General features: G+C 73.3%; 17 protein-coding genes. 9 read left to right on the plus strand and 8 right to left on the minus strand.

What is annotated here, in order from left to right; translation table 11 throughout:
* Nucleotides 1-208 precede the first annotated feature (208 nt).
* A complete protein-coding gene (locus IR158_RS08650; protein WP_291812046.1) occupies nucleotides 209-1,252 on the minus strand; it encodes a hemolysin family protein in 1,044 nt (347 codons plus the stop codon).
* Nucleotides 1,252-2,568, minus strand: a complete 1,317-nt coding sequence (locus IR158_RS08655) for a hemolysin family protein (RefSeq protein WP_291812049.1) — start codon at nucleotides 2,566-2,568, stop codon at nucleotides 1,252-1,254. Before IR158_RS08655 ends, IR158_RS08650 begins: the two co-directional genes overlap by 1 nt.
* A gap of 259 nt (nucleotides 2,569-2,827) precedes the next feature.
* On the opposite strand from IR158_RS08655, the gene IR158_RS08660 reads away from it, so the two are divergent.
* The 3 genes from IR158_RS08660 to IR158_RS08670 all read left to right on the plus strand — a co-directional run bounded on the left by IR158_RS08660 (nucleotide 2,828) and on the right by IR158_RS08670 (nucleotide 8,685).
* On the plus strand, nucleotides 2,828-3,589 hold the full coding sequence (locus IR158_RS08660) for a response regulator transcription factor (RefSeq protein ID WP_291812052.1): 762 nt from the start codon (nucleotides 2,828-2,830) through the stop codon (nucleotides 3,587-3,589).
* Nucleotides 3,586-4,674 carry an ATP-binding protein gene (locus IR158_RS08665; protein ID WP_291812054.1) on the plus strand — a complete coding sequence of 363 codons (1,089 nt, stop codon included), beginning with the start codon at nucleotides 3,586-3,588 and terminating at the stop codon, nucleotides 4,672-4,674. The genes IR158_RS08660 and IR158_RS08665 overlap by 4 nt, the downstream gene beginning before the upstream one ends.
* 243 nt (nucleotides 4,675-4,917) lie before the next feature.
* Complete coding sequence (locus IR158_RS08670) at nucleotides 4,918-8,685, plus strand: multifunctional oxoglutarate decarboxylase/oxoglutarate dehydrogenase thiamine pyrophosphate-binding subunit/dihydrolipoyllysine-residue succinyltransferase subunit (protein ID WP_291812057.1); 3,768 nt, start codon at nucleotides 4,918-4,920, stop codon at nucleotides 8,683-8,685.
* Nucleotides 8,686-8,776: 91 nt separating this feature from the next.
* Here the strand turns inward: IR158_RS08670 and IR158_RS08675 are convergent, their stop codons facing one another.
* A complete protein-coding gene (locus IR158_RS08675; protein WP_291812060.1) occupies nucleotides 8,777-9,778 on the minus strand; it encodes a helix-turn-helix domain-containing protein in 1,002 nt (333 codons plus the stop codon).
* A gap of 92 nt (nucleotides 9,779-9,870) precedes the next feature.
* Here IR158_RS08675 and IR158_RS08680 point away from each other — a divergent pair, with 92 nt between their 5' ends.
* The 3 genes from IR158_RS08680 to IR158_RS08690 all read left to right on the plus strand — a co-directional run bounded on the left by IR158_RS08680 (nucleotide 9,871) and on the right by IR158_RS08690 (nucleotide 11,268).
* Nucleotides 9,871-10,032 (plus strand): hypothetical protein, encoded by a 162-nt coding sequence (locus IR158_RS08680; RefSeq protein WP_291812061.1) that lies wholly within the window; start codon nucleotides 9,871-9,873, stop codon nucleotides 10,030-10,032.
* Nucleotides 10,033-10,169: 137 nt separating this feature from the next.
* Nucleotides 10,170-10,772 carry a GDSL-type esterase/lipase family protein gene (locus tag IR158_RS08685; protein WP_291812065.1) on the plus strand — a complete coding sequence of 201 codons (603 nt, stop codon included), beginning with the start codon at nucleotides 10,170-10,172 and terminating at the stop codon, nucleotides 10,770-10,772.
* Entirely contained in the window at nucleotides 10,762-11,268 is a 507-nt protein-coding gene (locus IR158_RS08690) for a hypothetical protein (protein ID WP_291812066.1), read from the plus strand. The genes IR158_RS08685 and IR158_RS08690 overlap by 11 nt, the downstream gene beginning before the upstream one ends.
* A 28-nt stretch (nucleotides 11,269-11,296) precedes the next feature.
* On the opposite strand, the gene IR158_RS08695 is transcribed toward IR158_RS08690, so the two are convergent.
* From IR158_RS08695 to IR158_RS08715, 5 genes are all read right to left on the minus strand, one after another.
* Nucleotides 11,297-11,902, minus strand: a complete 606-nt coding sequence (locus IR158_RS08695; RefSeq protein ID WP_291812069.1) for a PadR family transcriptional regulator — start codon at nucleotides 11,900-11,902, stop codon at nucleotides 11,297-11,299.
* Nucleotides 11,902-12,810, minus strand: coding sequence for a DUF4097 family beta strand repeat-containing protein (locus IR158_RS08700; RefSeq protein WP_291812072.1), 909 nt, complete (start codon nucleotides 12,808-12,810; stop codon nucleotides 11,902-11,904). Before IR158_RS08700 ends, IR158_RS08695 begins: the two co-directional genes overlap by 1 nt.
* A gap of 131 nt (nucleotides 12,811-12,941) precedes the next feature.
* A complete protein-coding gene (locus tag IR158_RS08705; RefSeq protein ID WP_291812074.1) occupies nucleotides 12,942-14,030 on the minus strand; it encodes a type IV pilus twitching motility protein PilT in 1,089 nt (362 codons plus the stop codon).
* Nucleotides 14,031-14,331: 301 nt separating this feature from the next.
* On the minus strand, nucleotides 14,332-14,649 hold the full coding sequence (rsrA, locus tag IR158_RS08710; RefSeq protein WP_291812076.1) for a mycothiol system anti-sigma-R factor: 318 nt from the start codon (nucleotides 14,647-14,649) through the stop codon (nucleotides 14,332-14,334).
* Nucleotides 14,646-15,299 carry a sigma-70 family RNA polymerase sigma factor gene (locus IR158_RS08715; protein WP_366928422.1) on the minus strand — a complete coding sequence of 218 codons (654 nt, stop codon included), beginning with the start codon at nucleotides 15,297-15,299 and terminating at the stop codon, nucleotides 14,646-14,648. Before IR158_RS08715 ends, rsrA begins: the two co-directional genes overlap by 4 nt.
* Nucleotides 15,300-15,531: 232 nt before the next feature.
* Here IR158_RS08715 and IR158_RS08720 point away from each other — a divergent pair, with 232 nt between their 5' ends.
* From IR158_RS08720 to rsgA, 3 genes are read left to right on the plus strand one after another with little or no spacing between them, the layout of a single operon-like run.
* Nucleotides 15,532-16,083 (plus strand): DoxX family membrane protein, encoded by a 552-nt coding sequence (locus tag IR158_RS08720; RefSeq protein WP_291812080.1) that lies wholly within the window; start codon nucleotides 15,532-15,534, stop codon nucleotides 16,081-16,083.
* Nucleotides 16,084-16,118: 35 nt separating this feature from the next.
* Nucleotides 16,119-17,450 (plus strand): 3-phosphoshikimate 1-carboxyvinyltransferase, encoded by a 1,332-nt coding sequence (aroA, locus tag IR158_RS08725; RefSeq protein ID WP_291812083.1) that lies wholly within the window; start codon nucleotides 16,119-16,121, stop codon nucleotides 17,448-17,450.
* Nucleotides 17,450-18,535: a ribosome small subunit-dependent GTPase A gene (gene rsgA / locus IR158_RS08730; RefSeq protein ID WP_291812086.1), complete on the plus strand. Its 1,086-nt coding sequence runs from the start codon at nucleotides 17,450-17,452 to the stop codon at nucleotides 18,533-18,535. The genes aroA and rsgA overlap by 1 nt, the downstream gene beginning before the upstream one ends.
* Nucleotides 18,536-18,585: the final 50 nt, after the last annotated feature.

The raw sequence follows: 18,585 nt of genomic DNA on the forward strand, positions 1-18,585 counted from the left end.
GCGTGACATCGGCCCCCCGATGCGGTCACGGAACCATAACGGCCTCAGCCGTGGACTCCAAGACCCGAACAGGTCAGGGGCAGGTGGTAAGGCGTGCTCTCGACGCGACACGCCGAGCGACACGCCGCCTGTCCACACTTCCTCCACGTGGCGGCCCACAACGCGGGGCCGCGCACAACCGTTCGGGATGCGCCCTGCACCCTCCCGGTCACCGCAGCTGGCCCCGTTGCATCGCGTCCCGCACCTCACCCACGAGCTCCTCGAGGATGTCCTCGAGGAAGACCACACCGGTGGTCCGGCCGTCCTCGTCGACGCGGGCGAGGTGCGAACCGGACCGCTGCATCGCCTCGAGCGCGGTCTCGACCTCGTCCTGCGGCCGGACCACCGCGAGCGTGCGCACGCGCCACGAGGGCACCGGAAGGGCGCGCGACGCGTCGTCGGCGTAGAGGACGTCCTTGATGTGCAGGTAGCCCGTCGGCCGGCCGTCGCCGTCGACGACGACGAACCGGCTGAACCCGGTCCGCGCCACGAGGTGCTCGATGTCGTCCGGCGTGCTCGCGCCGTCGACCGTCACGAGGTCACCGACCGCGACCATGACCTCCGCCGCCGTGCGGTCCGAGAACTCGATCGCACCCGCGAGCAGGCCCTGCTCGTCGGCCAGGAGGCCCTCGGCCTGCGAGCGCTCCACGATCGACTGCACCTCCTCGGCCGTGAACGCCGAGGCGACCTCGTCCTGCGGCTCGACGCGGAACGCCCGCAGCACGTGGTTCGCGAGCCAGTTCAGCGCGACGATCACCGGCCGCAGGACACGCGCGACCCACACGAGGGGCGGCCCGAACAGCAGCACGGCACGGTCGGGCCCCGCCACGGCGAGGTTCTTGGGCACCATCTCGCCCAGGACGACGTGCAGGTAGACCACGACCAGCAGCGCGACGACGAAGGCGATCGGGTGCGTGAACGCGTCGGGGACCCCCAGCGCGTGCAGCGGCGTCTCGATGAGGTGCGCGATCGCCGGCTCGGCGACCAGCCCGAGGCTCGTCGAGCACACCGTGATCCCGAGCTGGGCGGCCGCGAGCATGAGCGACACGTGCTCCATGGCCCACAGCACGGTGACCGCACGACGGTCGCCCGCCTCGGCCAGCGGCTCGACGGACGACCGGCGGGCGGACATGAGCGCGAACTCCGCGCCGACGAAGAACGCGTTGGCGGCGAGCAGGACGACGGCCAGGACGAGGGCGACGGTGCTGTCCATCACTCCTCACCTCCCTCGTCGTGCAGCTCGCTGACGCGCACGCGCTCGACCCGGCGGCCGTCCATCCGCTCGACGCGCAGGAGGACACGGCCCTCGACGACCTCGTCGCCGTCCACCGGCACGCGACCGAGCCGCGCCATGAGCAGACCCCCGAGGGTCTCCCACGGGCCGTCGTCGGGGACGCGCAGCGCGGTCGCCTCGTGCAGCTCGTCGGGGCGGACCACACCGGGCAGCACCCACGAGCCGTCCGCCTGCCGGGCGAGCTGCCCGCGCGAGCGGTCGTGCTCGTCGGCCACCTCCCCCACGAGCTCCTCGACGACGTCCTCGAGCGTGACGGCACCCGAGGTGCCGCCGTACTCGTCGACGACGACCGCCATCTGCAGGCCCTGCGCCCGCAGGTCGACGAGGAGCGGGCCGAGACCGACCGTCTCGGGGACGCGCGGGGCGTCCACCATCAGGGCGGCGGCGGGCACGTCGGCACGACGCTCGTACGGCACGGCCATGGCCTTGCGCAGGTGGACGAACCCCACGACGTCGTCGACGGAGTCGCCGATCACGGGGAACCGCGAGTGACCCGTCTGGCGTGCCAGCGCCATGACGTCGGCCGCGGAGTCGTCACGACGCACGACGACCAGGCGGGTGCGGTCGGTCATCACGTCGACGGCCGTGAGGGTGGAGAAGTCGATCGAGTTGGTCAGCAGCGTCGCGGTGGCCTGGTCGAGCGTGCCCTGAGCGGCGGAGCGGCGCACGAGGGACGCCAGCTCGGCCGGCGAGCGCGCGCCGGAGAGCTCCTCGCGCGGCTCGACGCCGACCCGCCGCAGCAGCGAGTTGGCGGTGCCGTTGGTCACCGAGATCACGGGCCGCAGCGCCGTGGTGAACCCGAGCTGCAGCGGGGCGACGAGCCGTGCGGTGCCCAGCGGGCGGGCGATCGCGAAGTTCTTGGGCACCAGCTCGCCGAAGAGCATGGAGAAGCCGTTGACCAGCACGAGCGCGAGCACCGCCGCGATCGCCCCCGCCAGCGCGCGGTTGGCGCCCGACGCGTCGAGCGGCACGCCCAGCAGGCGGACGACGGCGGGCTGGGTCGTGTAGCCCAGCAGCACGGTGGTGACGGTGATCCCGACCTGCGCGCCCGACAGCTGGGTGGACAGCCGGCGCAGCGCGCGCAGCACCGAGCCGCCACGGGCGTCGTCCGGGGCGGTCTGCCGCTCGACGAGACCGGGGTCGAGCGTGACCAGGGCGAACTCGGCGGCGACGAAGACCGCCGTGCCTGCCGTGAGCAGCACGCCCAGACCGACGAGCAGCCAGTCGGTCAGCACGTGGGCACCCTGACCGGGACCCGGGCGGCACGGTGTGCCTCCGGTGCAGCGGAGGAGGACGGGGGTGGGCCGGCGGTCTCGCGTCCTGGGAGGACGGGCCCTGCTCCGAGGCGCGCACGCGCGGTGCGGCGGGAGCGGGACGGGACGCGATGCCGGCAGCGACTTGAGCTGCTCATGGTGGGCACATCCTACGGACAGACCGCCGACGTGCCGAGTCCTCACCGGGACTGCTGACGGGTCCGTGTGCCACGCTGACCCCATGGTCACCACCGTGTCGCGCCCGGGTGTCACCACCGTCCTCGTCGTGGAGGACGAGCCCGCCATCGCCCAGGCCATCGTGCACCGGCTCACAGCCGAGGGCTGGGCGGTCGAGGCCGTCGGCGACGGTCACGCGGGCGTCGCCGCCGCGAGCCGCCTGCAGCCGGACGTCGTGGTGCTGGACGTCATGCTGCCGGGGATCGACGGCCTGGAGGTCTGCCGTCAGATCCAGGCCGAACGCCCTGTGCCCGTCCTCATGCTGACCGCGCGGGACGACGAGACGGACATGCTCGTCGGCCTCGGCGTCGGCGCCGACGACTACATGACCAAGCCGTTCTCGATGCGCGAGCTCGTGGCCCGCACGAAGGTGCTGCTGCGCCGCACCGAGCGCGCGGCACGCGCCGCCGAGCTGGCCACCGTCCAGCAGCCCGAGCCGCCCCTGGTGGTCGGCGACGTGACGATCGACAGCGCGCAGCGACGCGTCCAGCGGGCGGGTACCGAGGTGCACCTGACGCCGACGGAGTTCGACCTGCTGCTGACGCTCGCGTCGTCCCCGCGCACCGTCCTGACCCGCGAGCGGCTGCTCGCCGACGTGTGGGACTGGGTCGACGCGAGCGGCACGCGCACCGTCGACTCCCACATCAAGGCGCTGCGCCGCAAGCTCGGGCCGGACCTGATCCGCACGGTCCACGGGGTCGGCTACGCGTACGAGCCGGCCGGGGACGCACCGGACGAGGCGGACGAGGCGGACGAGGGCCTGTGACCTCTCCTCAGGAACCGCACGCCCGGCACGCACGCGGCGACGCCGACCGCTGGCGCCTGCCGGACGTACGGCCGCTCGACCCCCTGCGCAGCATCAAGATGAAGCTGGGGGTCCTGGTCGCCGCGACGGTCACGCTCGCCGCGTTCGTGATCTGGGTGGGCTACGGGCAGGCGCTGGGGCCGAGCCGCACGCTGCCGCTCGCCATCGCGCTGTCCCTCATCGCCACCCAGATCCTCGCGCGCGGCATGACGTCCCCGCTGCGCGAGATGACGGAGGCCGCGCGTGCGATGGCCGGCGGCGACTACAGCCGGCGGGTGCGCTCGACCAGCCGCGACGAGGTCGGTCAGCTCGCCGAGGCGTTCAACACGATGGCCGACGACCTCCAGCAGCTCGACACGTTCCGCCGCGAGCTCGTCGCGAACGTCTCGCACGAGCTGCGGACGCCCGTGACGGCGCTGCAGGCCCAGCTGGAGAACATGGTCGACGGTGTCAGCGAGCCCGACCCCGCGACCCTCGCGGTCGCGCTCGCGCAGACCGAGCGGCTCTCGCGCCTGGTGTCCTCGCTGCTCGACCTGTCACGCGTCGAGGCGGGCGCGATGGCGCTGCGGATCGAGGAGGTGCACGTCGGTGACCTGCTGCGGCAGGCCGCCGACGAGGCGACGCTGGTCGGTGCCGACAAGCGGCTGCGGTTCACGGTCGACGTCGAACCGGCCGACCTCACGGTGCCGGCCGACCCGGAGCGGCTGCACCAGGTGATCGCGAACCTCCTGCAGAACGCCGCACGGCACTCACCCGCGGACGACGAGGTGCGCGTCGTCGCCCGCCGCGACGGGGCCGACGTGCGGATCGACGTCGTGGACCACGGCCCGGGCATCGCCCGCGACCAGCGCGCGCACGTGTTCGAGCGCTTCGTGCGCGGCAACACGCCCGCGCTCACCGGCCAGGGCTCCACAGGGGGCACCGGGCTCGGTCTGGCGATCGTCCGGTGGGCCGTCGAGCTGCACGGCGGGTCGGTCGTCGTCGCGGACTCCGCGTCGGGCTGCACGATGCGGGTGCGGCTGCCCGCCGCACGGCCCCCGGGGTGACGGCTCACCCGCGGTGGCGTCCCACGCCGCTGGCCTGCCGCGGACCCGGCCTTGAGCCGCGTCCCAGACCCGCTTTAGCGGCTGTTGACCCCCGCACGCGGACGGGGTGAAGAGGCTGCACAGATCACGACCGACGCGGCTGCGCAAGGGGCCTGGGGCCTCCCGCAGCACGTAGTGTTGTCATCAACAGAACTGGCGATGGCGCGGTCCGTGAGCCGCGCACCGGAAGTGGGCGATCCCAGCGTGACGCAGAACGCGCAGTCAGACTCCACCCGTGCCGACTTCGGTGCGAACGAGTGGCTGGTCGACGAGCTGTACGAGCAGTACCAGAAGGACCGCAACGCGGTGGACCCCGCCTGGTGGGACTTCTTCGAGGGCTACAAGCCCGAGACGACGGGTGCTGCGACCAACGGTGACGTCGCCAGGTCCGCACCGCCGGGGCCAGCGGCCCCTCCAGCCGCGCCGACCGCCCCTGCGCCCTCGGGCAGCGCACCCGCGCCGGACGCCGCGCCCCGGGCCGACACGGCCGCGGCACCGGTCGTCGAGGTGACGCCCTCGCCGGTGGCCACCGCCCAGCCCGCCACCGCGCCGTACGCCGAGGTCGCGACGCGTCGCACCGACGCACCCGACGTCCTGCCGGTCGACGACGTGCAGAAGCTGCGCGGGCCCGCTGCACGCGTCGTCACCAACATGGAGTCGTCGCTCGAGGTGCCGACCGCCACGTCGGTGCGCGCCGTGCCGGCCAAGCTCATGGTCGACAACCGCATCGTCGTGAACAACCACCTGGCCCGCGGTCGTGGCGGCAAGGTGTCCTTCACGCACCTCATCGGCTTCGCGCTGGTCGAGGCGGTGCGCGAGATGCCCGCCATGAACTCCTCGTACACGCTCGTGGACGGCAAGCCGGGCGTGCTCGCGCCCGCCCACGTCAACCTCGGCCTGGCGATCGACCTGGCCAAGCCCGACGGCACCCGCCAGCTCCTCGTGCCGTCGATCAAGAAGGCGGACACGCTCGACTTCGCGCAGTTCTGGAACGCGTACGAGGACGTCGTGCGCCGCGCCCGCAACAACAAGCTGACGGTCGAGGACTTCGCCGGGACGACGATCTCGCTGACCAACCCCGGCACGATCGGCACGGTCCACTCCGTGCCGCGCCTCATGCAGAGTCAGGGCACGATCGTCGGCGTCGGCGCGATGGACTACCCGGCCGAGTTCGCGGGGACGTCGGACGAGCAGCTCAACCGCATGGGCGTCTCGAAGGTCCTGACGGTCACCTCGACGTACGACCACCGGATCATCCAGGGCGCGCAGTCGGGTGACTTCCTGCGCATCCTCGCGCGCAAGCTCATGGGCGAGGACGGGTTCTACGACCGCGTCTTCGCCTCGCTGCGCGTCCCGTACGAGCCCGTGCGCTGGGTCCGTGACGCGAACCACGACCCGGACGCCGAGGCGATCAAGCCCGCGCGCATCGCCGAGCTCATCCACGCGTACCGCTCGCGCGGGCACCTCATGGCCGAGACCGACCCGCTGGCCTACCGCCAGCGCAAGCACCCGGACCTCGACGTGCAGAACCACGGCCTGACGCTGTGGGACCTGGACCGCACGTTCCCGACCGGGGGCTTCACCGGCAAGACCCGCGCGACCCTGCGTGAGGTCCTCGGGCTGCTGCGCGACTCGTACTGCCGCACGGTGGGCGCCGAGTACATGCACCTGCAGGACCCGCGCCAGCGCCGCTGGCTGCAGGAGCGCCTCGAGTCCGGGTACGCCCGCACCCCGCGTGAGGACCAGCTCCGGATCCTGCGTCGCCTCAACGCGGCCGAGGCGTTCGAGACCTTCCTGCAGACCAAGTTCGTCGGCCAGAAGCGGTTCTCGCTCGAGGGTGGCGAGTCCCTCATCCCGCTGCTCGACGCGATCCTGTCGAAGGCCGCCAACGGCGGTCTCGACGAGGTCGGCATCGGCATGGCGCACCGCGGCCGCCTCAACGTCCTGGCGAACATCGCCGGCAAGTCGTACGGGCAGATCTTCAGCGAGTTCGAGGGCAACCAGGACCCGAAGTCGGTCCAGGGCTCGGGCGACGTCAAGTACCACCTCGGCACGGAGGGCGTCTTCACGGCGGAGTCCGGTGCGACGACCGACGTGTACCTCGCGGCGAACCCGTCGCACCTCGAGGCCGTCGACCCGGTCCTCGAGGGCATCGTCCGTGCCAAGCAGGACCTCATCGACCTCGGCGGCGACGGGTTCTCCGTGCTGCCGATCCTCATCCACGGCGACGCCGCGTTCGCGGGCCAGGGCGTCGTGTTCGAGACGCTGAACCTGTCCCAGCTGCGCGGCTACCGCACGGGCGGCACGATCCACGTGATCGTCAACAACCAGGTCGGGTTCACCACGGGCCCGTCGTCGTCGCGCTCGTCGCACTACGCGACGGACGTGGCCAAGGGCCTGCAGGTCCCGATCTTCCACGTCAACGGGGACGACCCCGAGGCCGTGGTCCGCGTCGCCGAGCTCGCGTTCGAGTACCGCGAGCAGTTCGACCGCGACGTCATCATCGACCTGGTCTGCTACCGCCGCCGCGGCCACAACGAGGGTGACGACCCCTCGATGACGCAGCCGCTGATGTACAACCTCATCGAGGCCAAGCGGTCGGTGCGCAAGATCTACACCGAGACGCTCGTGGCCCGCGGCGACATCACGATCGAGGAGGCCGAGCAGGCCCTGCGCGACTACCAGTCGCAGCTCGAGCGGGTGTTCAGCGAGACGCGCGAGGACGGCTGGACGCTCCCGCCGGCCGACGTCGACACGGTGGCGGGTCTGGAGCGCCCGGAGTCGCAGCAGGAGGACGCCGGCGTCATGGTCGGCTGGCAGACCGCCGTGCCCGCGTCGGTCCTGCACCGCATCGGCCAGGCCCACGTCAGCCCGCCCGAGGGCTTCACGGTCCACCCGAAGCTCGCCCAGCTCCTGGAGAAGCGCGAGCGGATGAGCCGCGAGGGCGGCATCGACTGGGGCTACGGGGAGATCCTCGCGTTCGGCTCGCTCCTCATCGAGGGCACGCCCGTCCGGCTCGCCGGGCAGGACTCACGCCGCGGCACGTTCGTCCAGCGCCACGCCGTGCTCCACGACCGCGAGACCGGCGCCGAGTGGACCCCGCTGCTCTACCTCTCGGGCGACCAGGCGAAGTTCTGGGCCTACGACTCCTCCCTCTCGGAGTACGCCGCGCTCGGCTTCGAGTACGGCTACTCGGTGGAGCGGCCGGACGCGCTGGTGCTGTGGGAGGCCCAGTTCGGCGACTTCGTCAACGGCGCGCAGACCGTCATCGACGAGTTCATCTCCTCCGCGCAGCAGAAGTGGGCGCAGCGCTCGTCGGTCGTGCTGCTCCTGCCGCACGGCTACGAGGGCCAGGGACCGGACCACTCGTCGGCCCGGATCGAGCGGTTCCTGCAGCTGGCGGCCGAGGACAACATGACGATCGCGCAGCCGTCGACGCCCGCGTCGCACTTCCACCTGCTGCGTCGTCAGGCGTACCAGCGCCCGCGCCGTCCGCTCGTGGTGTTCACCCCGAAGTCGATGCTGCGCCTCAAGGCCGCGACGTCCGACGTGCAGGACTTCACGTCCGGCACGTTCCGCACGGTGGTCGGCGACGACCTGGCCGCCGCCAAGGCGGACCAGGTGACGCGTGTGCTGCTGTGCTCGGGCAAGGTCTACTGGGACCTGCTCGCGCACCGGGTGTCCTCCGGGGACCAGCAGACCGCGATCGTGCGGTTCGAGCAGCTCTACCCGCTCGAGCCCGACGCGATCGCCGAGGTGCTCGCACCGTACGGCGACGCGGAGCTGGTGTGGGTGCAGGACGAGCCGCGCAACCAGGGGCCGTGGACCTTCATGTCCACGCACCTGCCGCAGATCGTCGGGCGCGACGTGCAGGTCGTCTCCCGCCCCGAGTCGGCCTCCCCGGCGGCCGGCTCGGCCAAGAAGCACGCGGCCGAGCAGAAGGCCCTGGTCGAGGCCTCGTTCGAGCGCTGAGCCACCGCGACGGGCCGGCCGACTCCCGCGAGGGAGACCGGCCGGCCCGTCGTCGTCGGTGCCGGGTCCTGCGCGCGGCCGTCCCGCGCGGTCAGGACGCCCGTTCGTCCTGCTCGTCGCCCGTCTCGTCCACGTCGCCGCGCGGTCTGCAGGTGAACCGGCGACGATAGGCCATCGGTGTCGTCCCGAGCGTGCGGGCGAAGTGGTGGCGCAGCAGCGCGGCCGTGCCGAAGCCGCAGCGCCTGGCCACCTCGTCGACGGGGACGTCGGTGCGTTCGAGCAGCTCCTGGGCCCGGGCGACGCGCTGCCGTGCGACCCACGCGGCCGGGGTGGCACCCGTCTCGGCCCGGAACCTGCGGGCGAACGTGCGCTCCGACATCAGTGCGCGTGCGGCCAGGCTCGGGACGCCGAGCTCCTCGTCGAGGTGCTCCAGCATCCAGGTGAGCAGCGGCGCGAGGGTGTCGGCCACCGGGGGCAGGGGCGTGTCCACGTACTGTGCCTGTCCCCCGTCGCGCTGGGGCGGCACGACCATCCGCCGGGCGACGCTGGTGGCGGCCGCAGCGCCGAGCTCCCGACGGACGAGGTGCAGGCACGCGTCGATGCCCGCAGCCGTCCCGGCCCCGGTGATCACACGGCCGTCCTCGACGAACAGCACGTCGGGGTCGACGGTCGCCGCCGGGAACCGGGCGGCGAGCGCTGCGGCGTGCATCCAGTGCGTCGTGCAGCGACGCCCGTCGAGCAGGCCCGCCTCCCCCAGCGCGAACGCGCCGCTGCAGATCGACAGGATCCAGGCGCCGCGCGCGTGCGCGTCCCGCAACGCCTCCAGGACCTCCGCCGGCACGGCCGCCGCGGGCATGCCGTAGGCCGGCACGACCACGAGATCGACGTCCCGTGTCGCCTCCAGACCGTGCTCGACGACGATGGAGAAGCCGCCCTTCGTCGGCATGACGGCACCGGCGGTCGGGCCGCAGACGCGGAAGTCGAAGCTGGGGCCACCGGTGTCGGAGCGGTCGATGCCGAAGACCTCGCACGCGGTCCCGAGCTCGAAGGCAGCGACGTGCGGCAGGGCCAGGACGGCCACGGTCCGGAGCATGCCCCACCGTCGCACGCCCTTGGCGGAATTTCAACGTGCATCGTCGCTTCTGCCACTCGTGGCGCGATGTGCATGAGCGGAGGATTTCTGCCATGGACATCTTCTGGCTCGTCCTCACCCTCCTGGCCACCGCCGCCGTCCTCGGGGGCCTCGCCCGAGCCGTCCGTGACGACGGTCTCGGTCACCGGGAACCGCCGCGCTCCCACCCGCACGACAACGACGGCACGCCCGTCATGCACGTCTTCTCCCGTTGATCCCCCGCGCGCCTCCCGTCGCACCACGACACGGCCGCCATCCGGGGCCGGAACGGCGCTGTTACGCTCCCGCCGCCTGAGAGACTGTCGCCCAGCAGGCTCCGGACGGCCCGGCGCTGCGGGCATGGGCAGGGGTGATGTGCGTGGGCGAGCAGCCGCTGCGCCTCGCGGTGGTCGGGGACGAGCTGGTCGCCGGCACCGGCGACCCCAAGGGCCTCGGGTGGGTGGGGCGCGTCGCCGCGCGGACCCCGACCCCGGAGCCGCTGACGGTCCTCACGCTCGCCGTCCCGGGTGAGACGAGCACCGACCTGGGAGCCAGGTGGGACGCCGAGGTGTCACGCCGCCTGTCACCGCACGCCGACAACCGGCTCGTGGTGGCGCTCGGACGCGCGGACATCGCCGCCGGGCTGTCGCTCGCGCGCAGCCGCCTCAACCTCGCCAACGTGCTGGACGTCGCCGACCAGCGCCGCATCCCCGCGTTCGTCGTGGGGCCTCCTCCGGGCGCACCCCACGACGGCGACCGGCTGGCCGAGCTGTCCGCCGCGCTCGGCGACGTCGCCGCGCGGCGCCGCGTGCCCTTCGTGGACATGTACTCGCCGCTCGCGGCGCACGACCAGTGGCTCGCCGACATGGCGACGTCGCCGCAGCACCTCCCGGGCCAGGCCGGTTACGGCCTCATGGCGTGGCTCGTCCTGCACACGGGCTGGCGCACGTGGCTCGGCCTGCCCGATGACGTCTGAGCCGGCACCCGAACCACCGCCGGTCGACGTCACGGCCACGCACGTGGCCGCCACGGTCCTGGGCCCGCAGGCCGTCCTCGAGGTCTGCGCGCGCGCCGCGCTGATCCTGCTGGGCGGCGCGCTCGTGCTGTACGTCGGCTACCTGGCGCTCGAGCGACCGACGGCCCACGACACCGTCGACGCCGAGAGCGCCGCGATCATCGTCGCCCTCATGTACGGCGTGCACCTGGCCGCGCTGTTCGCGCTCGGCTGGCCCGGTGGGATGGTGACCGCCCACCTCATGCGCCGGCACACGTCCGAGCGTCGGCACGTCGCCGCGTTCGGAGTGACCGGAGCGGTGCTGGGCGCCGCGGTGCTGCTCACGATCGGCTCCGCCGGGCCCGCGAGCGTGTGGGCCGTCGTCGGAGGGGTGTCCGCGGGCGGTGCGCGCGCGTGGACCGGTCACGCGCGCCACCGCCGGGCGGCCCGCCGGTCGACGCACCCCGCGGCGACCTGACGCGACCGGCCCGGAAGGCGCGACCGCGTCAGCGCAGGGTCGCGCGCATCGTCCGCAGCGCGGTGTCGAGCACGGTGCGCAGCGTCTCGACCGTGAGCTCGTCGACACCTGCCGCGGCGTCCGCCCGGCGCAGGTCGGCACGCACCTCGTCGCCGAACCGCCGCACGATCGCGTCGGCCTCGACCCGGCGCCGGTGCGACGCCGTGCGCTGCGGGTCCGGCTCCCCCGCCACCGGGTGGGCACCGTCACGGGCACGCTGCGCCGCGGACGTCAGATCCGCCCGCAGGCCGCGCATCGCCGCCTGCACGTCCTGACGCACCTGGGACGCCTGTGCGCGCACCGTCTCGGCGATCGACGCCTCGAGATGGGCCAGGTCGCCCCGGCGCGCGTCGAGCTCGGCGCGCCCGGCGTCCGTCAGCGTGTACGTCGCCTTGCGCCCGTCGTCGGACCGGCGCACCAGACCCTCCTCCTCCAGCCGTGCCAGGCGCGGGTAGACCGTGCCGGCGCTGGGCCGGTAGGTGCCACCGAAGCGGTCGCTGAGCGCGGTGATGAGCTCGTAGCCGTGCCGGGGCCCGTCCTCCAGCAGCGCCAGGAGGTACAGCCGCAGCTGGCCGTGCGCGAAGACCTGGGCCATCAGCGGGACCCGTCGACGGGGGCGTCGGCGACGTCACCGGCGGCCGTGCCGTACCGCACCGCCTCGCCCGGCACCGCCTCGTCGGGCACCGCGTCGGCGACGGGGGCCCGCAGCACGGTGACGTGACCCGTGACGGTCGTCGCCGACAGGAAGGCGCCGCCCTCGCCGGCCTCGAGGTCGACCGTGCGGTGGCCCGGTCCGGTGCCCTTGTGCTCCCGGCCGTCGATGACGAGCCGCCCGGACACGGACTGCGCACGCACCTGCAGGCCCGCGCCGTCCGGGATCCGCACGGTCAGGTCACCCGACACGGTCGTGACCGTGAGCGAGGAGGTGCCGGCACCGACGTCGAGCGAGACGGCCCCGGACACGGAGTTCCCCTGCACGAGCGTGAGGTCCCCCGACGCCGCGAGCTCACCCGAGACGGTGTTGAATCGCAGGTCGCCGTCGAGGCGGCGCACGACCATCTCCCCGGAGACCGAGTTGGTCGACAGCCTGCCGTGCACGTCGTCGACGACGACGGAGCCCGAGACGGTCGAGACCGACACGTCCTGCCGCAGGCCCGCGACCAGACCGTCGGCGCTGACGGTCGCGACCTTGGCGAGGACGCTGCGCGGCACGGCGAGGTGCACGTCGGCACGGTCCTTGTCCTGGAAGTTGCGGAACTTCTCGACGAAGCCCTCCCAGCCACCGAGCGTGAAGCTGTAGCCCACGCGCAGTTCCCCGTCGGAGAGCGTCACCTCGAGAGGGCGCCCGTCGACGCGGTGCACCTCGAGCCGGGCACCGTGCGCCTCGGGGTCGTCGTGCGCGACCACGTCGACCCGTCCGCCGACCAGCCCGACGCGCAGTGCGCGCACGTCGTCGATCTCGATGACCTGCGGGCCGGCGACGACCCAGGATTCCGTGGACATCCGTACCTCCAACGCGATATGTCGTGTGATAAAGACACGCTATATCGCGTCTCGACGCCGCGCAAGAGTGCACAGCACGACGGCCGGCGACCCGTGAGGGTCACCGGCCGCCGGCCGTCCGCGGGCGCGCGTCAGGACACGACGCCGGCACCACGCAGCTCGACCGTCAGGTCGTGCGGGTTCGACGCGACCGCCAGCGCCTCCTCGTACGTCACGACCCCGTCGTGGACGAGTGCGTAGAGGTGCTGGTCGAACGTCTGCATCTTGTAGAAGTCGCCGTCCTTGATCAGGTCCAGCAGCGGCGGGTTGTCCTGCGGCTCGATGATCGCCTCGGCCGTGCGGCCTGTGTTGACCATGACCTCGATCGCCGCCTGCCGTCCGTTGCCGTCGGCCTTGCGCACCAGACGCTGCGAGACGATGCCGCGCAGCGACTGTGCGAGCGCGATGCGGACCTGCTTCTGCTCGTGCGGCGGGAAGAAGTCGACGATGCGGTTGATGGTCTCGGCGGCGTCGATCGTGTGGAGCGTCGACAGCACGAGGTGGCCGGTCTCGGCGGCCGACAGCGCCGCACGCACCGTCTCGACGTCGCGCATCTCGCCGACGAGGATGACGTCGGGGTCCTGCCGCATGGCCGCCCGCAGCGCGACCGTGAAGTCCGCCGTGTCCTGGCGCACCTCGCGCTGCGAGACGATGGCCTTCTTGTCCGAGTGCAGGATCTCGATCGGGTCCTCGATCGTGACGATGTTGACCTCGCGGTAGGAGTTGATGAGGTCGACCATCGACGCCAGCGTCGTGGTCTTGCCGGACCCCGTCGGGCCCGTCACCAGCACCAGGCCGCGCGGCTCGAGCGCGAGCTCGCCGACGACCTCGGGCAGCCCCAGCTCCCCGAGCGACTGCGCTCCCACCGCGACCCGGCGGAAGACCATGCCGTACGTCCCGCGCGCCTGGTAGGCGTTGACGCGGAACCGCCCGACGCCGGACAGCGAGTACGCGAAGTCCGCCTCCTTGGTGTCCCGGAACTTCTCCACCAGGTCGTCGGGGAGGACCTCCTCGAGCATCCGCTCGGTGTCCAGCGGCCGCAGCTCCGGCGCCTGCAGCTTGCGCAGGCGGCCGTCGACCCGCACGCGCGGTGCGGACCCGACCTTGCAGTGCAGGTCGGAGCCCCCGGTGCTGGCCAGGGCGTGCAGGAACGGGATCACGGACTGGGGCTGCTGACTCACGTCAGGGGTATCGGGATGCGGACGCCCGCACTTGAGCCACGACGGGGGGCGCGCGCGGCCCGCGCGATGTGGGACGATGGAGCGATATCCCCGGCGTGCGCGGCTACTGCGCGCGCGCCGCGAACCAAGGAGAACCAGCGATGAGCAAGCGTGGCCGCAAGCGTCGCTCCCGCAAGGGGAACGCCGCCAACCACGGCAAGCGTCCCAACGCCTGAGCGTTCGACGCCCTGACGTGCCGACGGGCCCGGAGCATCGCTCCGGGCCCGTCGCCGTCCCACCCGACCTCTCGAGGCCGTGCGGTTCAGACCTCCGGTGCCGTCCCTGTGCGCAACCGCAGCACCGTCAGCTGCTCGTGGATCCGCATCCGCAGCGCGGCAGGCGCCTCCTCCTTGCAGCAGCGCCGGACGAGCTGCTTGAGGACCACCTCGATGTGCTCCTCCTCGAGGCACGGCGCGCACTCCTCGAGGTGAGCCTCGACACGCTGCTGGTCGAGCGCACCGAGCTCGGAGTCGACGTACTCCCAGAGCCGCTCGACCGCCTCGTCGCACCCGCACGGGACGCCCTCCACCGGGCGGGGCCCGGCGGCCGACCCGCTCGCGGCGTCCTCGGTCGCGCTCACCGCGCACCGTCCGGGACCGTCGGTGAGGCACCGGCCAGCCCTCGCTCGCGCGCGTAGTCGGACAGCAGGTCGCGCAGCTGTGCGCGCCCCCGGTGCAGGCGGGACATCACCGTCCCGATCGGCGTGCCCATGATCTCGGCGATCTCCTTGTACGCGAAGCCCTCGACGTCCGCGAGGTACACCGCGATGCGGAAGTCCTCGGGAATCTGCTGCAGTGCGTCCTTCACGTCGGAGTCCGGCAGGTGGTCCAGCGCCTCCGCCTCGGCGGAGCGCAGCCCGCGCGACGTGTGGGACTCCGCACGGGCGAGCTGCCAGTCCTCGATCTCCTCGGACCGGGACTGCTGCGGCTCGCGCTGCTTCTTGCGGTACGTGTTGATGTACGTGTTCGTGAGGATCCGGTAGAGCCACGCCTTGAGGTTGGTGCCCGGACGGTACTGGTGGAACGCCGCGAACGCCTTGGTGAAGGCCTCCTGGACGAGGTCCTCCGCGTCGGCCGGGTTGCGCGTCATCCGCAGGGCAGCGCCGTACAGCTGGTCGAGGTAGACCAGCGCCTCCGCCTCGAACCGGTCGGTGCGGGCGGCGTCGTCCTCGCCGGCAGGGGCACGCGTCGTGCCCTGGTCGTCGTCGACGCCCTCGGGTAGCTCACTCATCGCCCACGAGCCTAGTGCTCCGGGGACCATGGGACCCGACCGGGCGGCGGGCTCACCCCACGGCGCGACGGCCGGCAGCGGTCCGGGCGCGGGACGGGTCTCGAGGGCACAGCTCATGACCGGCCCAACACCGCGCCACCACGTGCGCATTCCCGTGGGTGCGCGCCAGGGGTCCGACGACACTAGCGTGGGAGCACCGCCGAACCGCGGTCGATCCCTTCAGGAGGAACCCGTGCTGCTGCGTCGCCTCGCCCGTCCCATGTTCGCGTCGTGGTTCGTCAGCCAGGGGCTCGACGCGCTGCGGCATCCCGGCGCCCACGCGCAGGTCGTGCGCGACGGGCTGGACTCGGTGCGCTCCCGCGTGCCCGCCGCGGCGCGGTCGTCAGCGCCCGCGCCGCTGGCGAAGGCCCTCGACGGCGGTCTGAGCGACAAGCAGCTCGCGACCGCGGCGCAGGCGCACGGTGCCGCCATGCTGGTCGCCGGCACGATGCTCGCCGTCGGCCGAGCGCCCCGCACGGCTGCGCTCGCGCTCGCGGGCCTGACCGTGCCGCTGGTGCTGGTGAACCTCCCGATCGGCGGGCGGGGGGTCCTGACGGCCGCGGAGAAGAAGGCGCGCAAGGAGCGACTCGTGCGCGCGCTGTCCTTCGCCGGCGGCGCCGTCCTCGCGGGGGTCGACCTCGAGGGCCGGCCCGGGGTGACGTGGCGCGTGCAGCACGCCCGCACCGACCGCGCCGCGCTGCGCGCCGCACGCGCGACCGAGGCTGCCAAGCACGTGGACGGCTGACGCCCGCCACGCACCGACGCCGCTAGCCTGGCCGCATGACGAGCTCGCACACCGACCTGTGGTCCGCGCCCGTGGCCCAGGCACCCCTCGACGCCACGGTCGCCGTGCCCGGCTCGAAGTCGCTGAGCAACCGCTACCTCGCCCTGGCCGCCCTGGCCGAGGGGCCGAGCACGCTGCGCTCGCTGCTCGTCTCGCGCGACACGCGGCTCATGGCGGCGGCGCTCGAGACGCTGGGCGTGCAGGTGGACCTCGGCGGTGACGCCGTGCGCGTCACCCCTGCCCAGCTGCGCGGGCACGTCACGATCGACTGCGGCCTGGCCGGGACCGTCATGCGCTTCCTGCCCGCGATCGCGGCGCTCGCCGACGGCCCGGTGCACTTCAAGGGCGACGTCGAGGCGCTCGTGCGACCCATGGGTCCGCTGCTGCAGGCGCTGCGCGCGCTGGACGTGCGCGTGGACGAGGAGGGTGAGCCCGGCCACCTGCCGTTCACGGTCCACGGCCGCGGCGCGGTGGGCGGTGGCCACGTCGACATCGACGCGTCGGGGTCGAGCCAGTTCGTCTCCGGCCTGCTGCTCGCGGGAGCGCGCTTCGAGCGCGGGCTCACGGTGCGTCACACGGGCCCCACCCTGCCGAGCCTGCCGCACATCGAGATGACCGTCGCCGTGCTGCGTGCCGCGGGCGTCGTCGTCGACGACTCGCGTCCCGAGATCTGGCGCGTCGAGCCCGGCCCCGTCGCGGGACGTGACGTGCACGTCGAGCCGGACCTGTCGAACGCCGCGCCGTTCCTGTGCGCCGCGATGGTCGCCGGCGGGTCCGTGCGCGTCCCCGGGTGGCCGGCGAGCACCACCCAGCCCGGTGGGCTGCTGCCGGACATCCTCACGCGCATGGGTGCGTCGGTCACGCTCGACGGGGAGGTGCTGACCGTCACCGGCACCGGTGAGGTGCGCGGTGTCGACCTCGACCTGCGGGCCGCCGGCGAGCTCGCACCGACGATCGCCGCGCTCGCGACGCACGCGGACTCCCCCACGCGGCTGCGGGGCATCGCGCACCTGCGGGGGCACGAGACCGACCGGCTGGCCGCGCTCGCGGCGGAGATCACCCGGCTGGGTGGCCAGGCCGAGCAGACGTCCGACGGCCTGGTCATCACGCCGCGGCCGCTGCACGGCGGCGTGTGGCGCACGTACGCCGACCACCGCATGGCGACCGCGGGCGCCCTCGTGGGGCTGCGCGTGCCCGGCGTCGAGGTCGAGGACGTCGCCACCACCGCCAAGACCCTGCCGGGCTTCGTGGACCTGTGGACCGGCATGCTCGCGGCGTCCGCCGGCCACGTCGTGCGTGACGGGCTGACCGCGGGACCGACCGCCTGATGGCCGAGCGGCGCTACGACGAGCGGGACGTGCGGATCCGTCCCGGTCGAGGTTCGCGCCCCCGCACCAAGCGACGGCCCGAGCACGCCGACGCGCGCACGGCCATGGTCGTGGCCGTCGACCGCGGCCGGTACACCGTCCTCCTCGACCCGGGCGGCCCCGACGAGACCCGGATCCTCGCCATGAAGGCGCGCGAGCTCGGCCGCGACCGCGTCGTGCCGGGTGACCGCGTCGACGTCGTGGGCGACACCACCGGTGCGGAGGGCTCGCTCGCGCGCATCGTGCGGATCGGTGAGCGCCGCACCGTGCTGCGCCGCACGGCCGACGACACCGACCCGGTCGAGCGCATCATCGTCGCCAACGCCGACCGGCTCGTCGTCGTCACCGCGCTGGCCGACCCCGAGCCGCGCACGCGGATGATCGACCGGTGCGTGGCAGCGGCGTACGACGCGGGCATGGAGGTGCTGCTGGCCCTCACCAAGGGTGACCTGGCGGACCCCGCCGAGCTGATCGCGATGTACGCACCGATCGGCGTCGACGTCGTCGTGACGAGCCGTGGCGTCGACCCCGTGACGGGTGAGCGCACGATCGTCGGGCTCGACAGGCTGCGCGACGTGCTGACGGGCGACGTGTCCGTGCTGGTCGGCCACTCGGGCGTCGGCAAGTCCACGCTCGTCAACGCCCTCGTGCCGGACGCGCGGCGCGCCGTGGGAGTCGTCAACGACGTGACGGGCCGCGGGCGTCACACGTCGTCCTCCGCGATCGCGCTCGAGGTCCACGGCACGGACGCCCCGACGTGGGTCATCGACACCCCGGGCGTGCGCTCGTTCGGGCTCGCGCACGTCGACCCGAGCCACCTGCTGGGGGCGTTCCCCGACCTCGACGAGGTGGCGCGCGAGTGCCCCCGCGGGTGCACGCACCTGGCCGACTCCCCCGACTGCATGCTCGACGAGTGGGTGGCGGACGCGCCGGACGACGTCGTCCGCGCGGCACGCGCCGCGCGGCTCGACTCGTTCCGCCGGCTGCTGGTCAGCCGCCTCGGCGTCGAGGACGAGAGCGACGGGGACGGCGCGCGCGGCCGGTGATGTGCCCCGCGTTTCGGTAGGTTGACGCCGCGGACCGCCCGCCGACGACG

Origin of the sequence: Cellulomonas sp. (assembly GCF_015234515.1) — a bacterium.
Lineage (GTDB): Bacteria > Actinomycetota > Actinomycetes > Actinomycetales > Cellulomonadaceae > Cellulomonas.

Excerpts from the sequence above, each read along its gene's own strand:
- IR158_RS08650 (WP_291812046.1), bottom strand. The coding sequence starts at position 1,252 with ATGGACAGCACCGTCGCCCTCGTCCTGGCCGTCGTCCTGCTCGCCGCC.
- IR158_RS08660 (WP_291812052.1), top strand. The coding sequence starts at position 2,828 with ATGGTCACCACCGTGTCGCGCCCGGGTGTCACCACCGTCCTCGTCGTG.
- IR158_RS08675 (WP_291812060.1), bottom strand. The coding sequence starts at position 9,778 with ATGCTCCGGACCGTGGCCGTCCTGGCCCTGCCGCACGTCGCTGCCTTC.
- IR158_RS08680 (WP_291812061.1), top strand. The coding sequence starts at position 9,871 with ATGGACATCTTCTGGCTCGTCCTCACCCTCCTGGCCACCGCCGCCGTC.
- IR158_RS08685 (WP_291812065.1), top strand. The coding sequence starts at position 10,170 with ATGTGCGTGGGCGAGCAGCCGCTGCGCCTCGCGGTGGTCGGGGACGAG.
- IR158_RS08690 (WP_291812066.1), top strand. The coding sequence starts at position 10,762 with ATGACGTCTGAGCCGGCACCCGAACCACCGCCGGTCGACGTCACGGCC.
- IR158_RS08695 (WP_291812069.1), bottom strand. The coding sequence starts at position 11,902 with ATGGCCCAGGTCTTCGCGCACGGCCAGCTGCGGCTGTACCTCCTGGCG.
- IR158_RS08700 (WP_291812072.1), bottom strand. The coding sequence starts at position 12,810 with ATGTCCACGGAATCCTGGGTCGTCGCCGGCCCGCAGGTCATCGAGATC.
- IR158_RS08715 (WP_366928422.1), bottom strand. The coding sequence starts at position 15,299 with ATGAGTGAGCTACCCGAGGGCGTCGACGACGACCAGGGCACGACGCGT.
- aroA (WP_291812083.1), top strand. The coding sequence starts at position 16,119 with ATGACGAGCTCGCACACCGACCTGTGGTCCGCGCCCGTGGCCCAGGCA.
- rsgA (WP_291812086.1), top strand. The coding sequence starts at position 17,450 with ATGGCCGAGCGGCGCTACGACGAGCGGGACGTGCGGATCCGTCCCGGT.